General features: G+C 69.6%; 3 protein-coding genes and 4 tRNA genes. 1 reads left to right on the plus strand and 6 read right to left on the minus strand.

Going from position 1 to position 6,000, the window contains the following annotated elements; translation table 11 throughout:
• The first annotated feature begins 76 nt into the window (after positions 1–76).
• Positions 77–283, plus strand: coding sequence for a developmental transcriptional regulator BldC (gene bldC / locus PV341_RS11835; protein WP_003949541.1), 207 nt, complete (start codon positions 77–79; stop codon positions 281–283).
• 264 nt (positions 284–547) lie between these two features.
• On the opposite strand, the gene PV341_RS11840 is transcribed toward bldC, so the two are convergent.
• The 6 genes from PV341_RS11840 to PV341_RS11865 form a co-directional block, all read right to left on the minus strand.
• Entirely contained in the window at positions 548–757 is a 210-nt protein-coding gene (locus PV341_RS11840) for a DUF6274 family protein (protein WP_500322614.1), read from the minus strand.
• 234 nt (positions 758–991) lie between these two features.
• Positions 992–1,066 (minus strand) — tRNA-Asp (locus PV341_RS11845).
• Positions 1,067–1,138: 72 nt separating this feature from the next.
• Entirely contained in the window at positions 1,139–5,065 is a 3,927-nt protein-coding gene (hrpA, locus tag PV341_RS11850) for an ATP-dependent RNA helicase HrpA (protein WP_500322615.1), read from the minus strand.
• Between the two features lie 236 nt (positions 5,066–5,301).
• Positions 5,302–5,378: transfer RNA gene (locus PV341_RS11855), tRNA-Phe, on the minus strand.
• 4 nt (positions 5,379–5,382) lie between these two features.
• Positions 5,383–5,457: transfer RNA gene (locus tag PV341_RS11860), tRNA-Asp, on the minus strand.
• Positions 5,458–5,778: 321 nt separating this feature from the next.
• Positions 5,779–5,851: transfer RNA gene (locus PV341_RS11865), tRNA-Glu, on the minus strand.
• Positions 5,852–6,000 lie beyond the last annotated feature (149 nt).

Below are 6,000 nucleotides of genomic sequence, written 5' to 3' on the forward strand. Positions count from 1 at the left end.
TTCGGGCAACGCGGGTCAAGGTGCAGAATTTAGAGGAAAGAACCGTGTTGGTTCGGTTCTCTCGAGGAGGCCGCTCATGACCGCTCGCACCCCTGATGCCGAGCCGCTGCTGACCCCCGCTGAGGTTGCCACGATGTTCCGCGTGGACCCGAAGACGGTCACGCGCTGGGCCAAGGCTGGCAAGCTCACGTCCATCCGCACGCTCGGCGGGCACCGCCGCTACCGCGAGGCGGAGGTCCGTGCACTGCTCGCGGGCATTCCGCAGCAGCGCAGCGAGGCCTGACCTGAACAAACGGGCGTCCACGCGGGGCCCCCAACCCGCCGCAACGCCCGCTCCGAAGGGTCCCTGCCCCCATCAGGGACGCCCGTAGGAAACGTCGATCGCACCGGAGTCCGCCGGCTCCGGTGCGATCTTTTTTGTGCGTGTGGTGTGTCCGTCTTGTGAGGACTGGGCCCTCTGTCATGAGTGCAATTGCACATATTAAATTGACGGTCCCACAGGAGCCCCCAAGTTCCCTCAGAGCCGGAACTCTTCACGTGACTCCCGTCACATGCCGGAGTCTTGTTCCCCTCCGGACTCGTGCGGTAGTGGGACGGCGGTGCGCCGCAACGTCAGCCGCATCAGCCGGTGGCACACCGGGCAGTGCCGGGTCAGGTGCCGCCGTCCGCCCCCCGCTGCGGCCGCCAGGTGCGCGCGCAGCAGCGCCCGCGTCACGTCCCGGGGCGGCGGGCCCGGGTCCCTCGGCGTCGCGCTCATGTGCCAGGCGTACCACGCGGGAACGGCCGGAACCAGGGGACCCGCACCCTCCGCAACCGCGTCCCGGCCACGCCGTCCGTCCCGCGCACAGCAAGAAGGCCCGCGCACAGCAAGAAGGCCCGCGCACAGCAAGAAGGCCCGCGCACAGCAAGAAGGCCCGCGCACAGCAAGAAGGCCCGCGCACAGCAAGAAGGCCCGCGCGTCCTTCGCTGGACGCGGGCCTTGCTTTCACTGCGGTCCTGACGGGATTTGAACCCGCGGCCTCCACCTTGACAGGGTGGCGAGCACTCCAAACTGCTCCACAGGACCAGGTTTCGCGGCCGTCGTTCCCTGGCCGCGAGGAAGACTGTACAGCAGGTCAGAGGGTGATTGCGAACCCGATCAGCCCCAGGCTTCGTCGAGGGCCTTGAAGATGCGTTTGTCCGAGACGGGGAACGCCGTCCCGAGGGCGTGCGCGAAGTAGCTGACCCGCAGTTCCTCGATCATCCACCGGATGTCGCGCACCCGTTCGGGGACCGGGCGCCCGGCCGGCTGGGCGGCCAGCAGCTCGGCGTACTCGGTCTGGATCTCGCGGACCTTCTCCATGCGCGTGGTGTCGCGCTGGACGCCCGTGGGCATCTGCTGCAGCCGCCGGTCGACGGCCACCAGGTAGCGGAGCAGGTCCGGCAGCCGGCGCACCCCCGTGGCGGTCACGAAACCGGGCCCCACGAGGGCTCCCAGCTGTTCCTTGACGTCCGCGAGGTTGGCCACCAGGGCGAGGCTCTGGGCGGCCTTCAGGCGGCGCTCACAGGCCTGCCAGGCGGCCAGCACCTGGCGCACCTGGGCGACCGTCCTGACGGTCAGCTCGACGAGGTCGGCCCGCACCGAGTCGTACAGCTTCCGGAACGACTCCTCGTCCCAGGCCGGGCCGCCGTGCTCGGCCATGAGCCGGTCGGCGGCCGCGGTGACGCAGTCGTCGAACAGGGCGGTCACCGAGCCGTGCGGGCTGCGCGACAGCGCGAGCTTGTCCTGGTTGGACAGCCGGTCCGCGGCGAACTTCGCCGGGTTCGTGGGCACGTTCAGCAGGATCAGCCGGCGGGTGCCGCGCCACATCGCCGCGGCCTGCTCGGCCTCGGTGTCGAAGAGCTGTACGCCCACGCTCTCGCCCTCGTCGACCAGCGCCGGGTACGCCTTGACCGGCTGCCCGGACCGCCGCGTCTCGAAGGTGCGCGGCAGGGCGCCTACCGTCCACTGCTTCAGGCCCGTGCGCCGCTCGATGCCGATGGAGCCCGCGGCGTCGAAGGCCTTGCTGATCGCGGCCTTGGTCTTCGGCCGCAACTGCAGCTTGAGCGCCTCCAGGTCCTTGTCCTCGGCCAGCTTGCGGCGGCGCTCGTCGGTCACCCGGAAGGTGATCTTCAGATGGTCCGGGACCTTGGCGAGGTCGAAGTCCTCGGCGGTGACGGGCACGCCCACCATCCGCTGCAGCTCCCGCGCGAGGGTCTCGGGAAGAGGGTCCTGCACGGGGACGACGCGGTCCAGGAAGGCCTTCGCGTAGTTCGGCGCCGGCACGTAGTGGCGGCGGATCGCCTTGGGCAGCGAGCGGATCAGCTCGGTGACGACCTCCTCGCGCAGGCCCGGGATCTGCCAGTCGAAGCCGTCCGGGGTGACCTGGTTGAGCACCTGCAGCGGGACGTGGACCGTCACGCCGTCCGCGTCCGCGCCCGGCTCGAATTGGTACGTCACACGGAACTTGAGCTTCCCCTGGCGCCAGGAGTCGGGGTAGTCGTCCTTGGTGACGGCCTCGGCGTTCTCGTTGATCAGCATGGAGTGCTCGAAGTTGAGCAGCTCCGGCTGCTCCTTGCGCTGTTGCTTCCACCACGAGTCGAAGTGCGCGCCGGAGACGACGTGTTCCGGCACCACGCGGTCGTAGAAGTCGAAGAGCGTCTCGTCGTCCACGAGGATGTCGCGGCGCCGCGCCCGGTGCTCCAGCTCCTCGACCTCCGCGAGCAGTTTGCGGTTGTCGTGGAAGAACTGGTGGTGGGTGCGCCAGTCACCCTCGACCAGCGCGTTGCGGATGAACAGCTCCCGGCTGGTCTCCGGGTCGATCTTGCCGTAGTTGACCTTGCGGTCGGCCACGACCGGCACGCCGTACAGCGTCACCTTCTCGAAGGCCATGACCGCGGCCTGGTCCTTCTCCCAGTGCGGTTCGCTGTAGGACCGTTTCACCAGGTGCTGGGCGAGCGGCTCGATCCACTCCGGCTCGATGCGGGCGTTGACCCGCGCCCACAGCCGCGAGGTCTCCACCAGTTCGGCCGACATGATCCACCGCGGCGGCTTCTTGAAGAGCGAGGAGCCGGGGAAGACCGCGAACTTGGCGCTGCGGGCGCCCAGGTACTCGTTCTTGCTGTCGGTGTCCTTCAGGCCGACGTGCGACAGCAGGCCCGCCAGCAGCGACTGGTGCACGTGCTGGAGGTTGACCTCGTGGTCGCCCTCGGCGAGGTGGATGCCCATCGTCTTGGCGACTGTGCGCAGCTGGCTGTAGATGTCCTGCCACTCGCGGATGCGCAGGTAGTTGAGGAACTCCGTGCGGCACATCCGGCGGAAGGCGGAGGAGGACAGCGCCTTCTGCTGCTCGCGCACGTACCGCCACAGGTTGAGCAGCGCCATGAAGTCGCTGGTCTCGTCGGCGAAGCGGCGGTGCTTCTCGTCGGCCTGCTGCTGCTTGTCCTGGGGGCGTTCGCGCGGGTCCTGGATCGACAGGGCGGCCGCGATCACCATGACCTCGCGGACCACGCCGTTGCGTTCCGCCTCCAGCACCATGCGGGCCAGCCGCGGGTCCACCGGCAGCTGGGAGAGCTTGCGGCCGGTCTGGGTGAGCTTCTGGCCGTCCAGCGCGCCCAGTTCCTGGAGCAGCTGGACGCCGTCCTTGATGTTCCGGGCGTCCGGCGGGTCGATGAAGGGGAAGCGGGCGATGTCGCCCAGGCCCGCGGCGGTCATCTGCAGGATGACGGAGGCCAGGTTGGTGCGGAGGATCTCGGCGTCGGTGAACTCCGGGCGGGACAGGAAGTCGTCCTCGGAGTACAGCCGGACGCAGATGCCGTCCGCGAGGCGGCCGCAGCGGCCCTTGCGCTGGTTGGCGCTGGCCTGGCTGATCGGCTCGATCGGCAGCCGCTGCACCTTGGTGCGGTGGCTGTAGCGGGAGATGCGGGCCATGCCCGTGTCGATCACGTACCGGATGCCGGGGACGGTGAGCGAGGTCTCCGCGACGTTGGTGGCCAGCACGATGCGGCGGCCCGTGCCGCGCTGGAACACCCTGTGCTGCTCGGCGGAGGACAGCCGCGCGTACAGCGGCAGGACCTCGGTGAGGCGCAGCTGCCTCTTGTTCAGGGCGTCGGCGGTGTCGCGGATCTCGCGCTCGCCGGAGAGGAAGACCAGGATGTCGCCCGGGCCCTCGGCCTGGAGCTCGTCGACCGCGTCGCAGATCGCGGTGATCTGGTCGCGGTCGGCCTCGTCGGCTTCGCCGCCCCCTTCGGCCAGCAGCGGCCGGTAGCGCACCTCGACGGGATACGTACGCCCGCTGACCTCGACGATCGGCGCGTCGCCGAAGTGCCGGGAGAAGCGCTCGGGGTCGATCGTCGCGGAGGTGATCACGACCTTGAGGTCGGGCCGGCGGGGCAGCAGCTGGGCGAGGTAGCCCAGGATGAAGTCGATGTTGAGGCTGCGCTCATGGGCCTCGTCGATGATGATCGTGTCGTACTGGAGGAGATCCCGGTCCGTCTGGATCTCGGCCAGCATGATGCCGTCCGTCATCAGCTTGACCAGCGTGCCGTCGCCGACCTGGTCGGTGAACCGGACCTTCCAGCCGACCGCCCCGCCCAGCGGGGTGCGCAGCTCCTCCGCCACACGCTCGGCGACCGTGCGGGCGGCGATGCGGCGGGGCTGCGTGTGACCGATCAGGCCGCGGACGCCGCGGCCCAGCTCCAGGCAGATCTTGGGGATCTGCGTCGTCTTGCCGGAGCCGGTCTCGCCCGCCACGATCACGACCTGGTGGTCGCGGATCGCCTCGAGGATGTCGTCCTTCTTCTGGCTGACCGGCAGCTGCTCGGGGTAGCTGATCGCGGGTATGGCGGTGCGCCGCGCGTCGGCCTTCAGCGCGGCCTTGTCGATCTCCGCCCCGATCTCGGTCAGCACGGCCGAGCGGGCCTCGGGCTTGCGGATGCGGCGTGCGCCGTCCAGGCGACGGCCGAGGCGCTGCGCGTCGCGCAGGGTGAGCTCGGCCAGCCGTGCGCCGAGCTCGCCGAATGCGGGGGAGGGGGGCTGCGTAGACATACGCGTTCCAGCATCGCATCCGCCGCGCCCCCCGGGCGAACGCATTACCCCCGGCGATCCCCGCCCCGGAGGACCGGCCCGGCGGCCCGGTGGGCGACGGTGGTGCGGGTGGTGTTCGCGACGGCACCGACACGGCCGGCGTGACTCCCCCGCGCGTGGGGTCGGTTGCGGGGCCCGCCGGGAGGGCCGGCCGCCGGGAACACGAAACCCCCGCCGAGGAACTCGACGGGGGTTGCTGGTGGCTGGGGCCGGGGTCGAACCGGCGACCTATCGCTTTTCAGGCGATCGCTCGTACCAACTGAGCTACCCAGCCAGCGCGGTCCTGACGGGATTTGAACCCGCGGCCTCCACCTTGACAGGGTGGCGAGCACTCCAAACTGCTCCACAGGACCTTGCGTTGCGCTCTGCGCGAGAGACAGTCTCCCACACGTTTGTGCGTGCTCCCAACGGGATTCCGCCGCGCTGTGCGAGGAACGGATCGTTGGTGGACGTCTCCCGGTCGGTGATTCTCGGTGACCGGTCGGACACGCACTGGCGGGCCGATCTCGCTGGACCAGCGTATCAGACCCCGGGCGGTGCCACGCACGCGTGACCTGCGGGCCTGTGAGGGGGAGGCGCCGGTTCCGGCCCGGAAAACACGGAAGGCAGCGCCGCCGGTGAACCGGCCGCACTGCCAACGCGCATGGTCTGCGGGACGACGCAGACGACGTATGTGCCCCCAACGGGATTCGAACCCGTGCTACCGCCTTGAAAGGGCGGCGTCCTGGGCCACTAGACGATGAGGGCTGGGTGGCCCGCCGGGCGAATCTTCGGCCGTCGGGACGCGTCAGCAGGATATGGGATGCGAGGGGGGATCGCCAAAACGGTTTACGGGCCGGTTCACGGGCCTTGCCCTTATAAACATCTCCGACCCCACGAAACCCCTTTAAACATCT

It is taken from the genome of Streptomyces sp. PA03-1a (genome assembly GCF_033792805.1).
Classification (GTDB): domain Bacteria; phylum Actinomycetota; class Actinomycetes; order Streptomycetales; family Streptomycetaceae; genus Actinacidiphila.

What these genes read in the sequence shown, in the direction of transcription:
- bldC (WP_003949541.1), top strand. Translation starts at nt 77, where the DNA reads ATGACCGCTCGCACCCCTGATGCCGAGCCGCTGCTGACCCCCGCTGAG.
- PV341_RS11840 (WP_500322614.1), bottom strand. Translation starts at nt 757, where the DNA reads ATGAGCGCGACGCCGAGGGACCCGGGCCCGCCGCCCCGGGACGTGACG.
- hrpA (WP_500322615.1), bottom strand. Translation starts at nt 5,065, where the DNA reads ATGTCTACGCAGCCCCCCTCCCCCGCATTCGGCGAGCTCGGCGCACGG.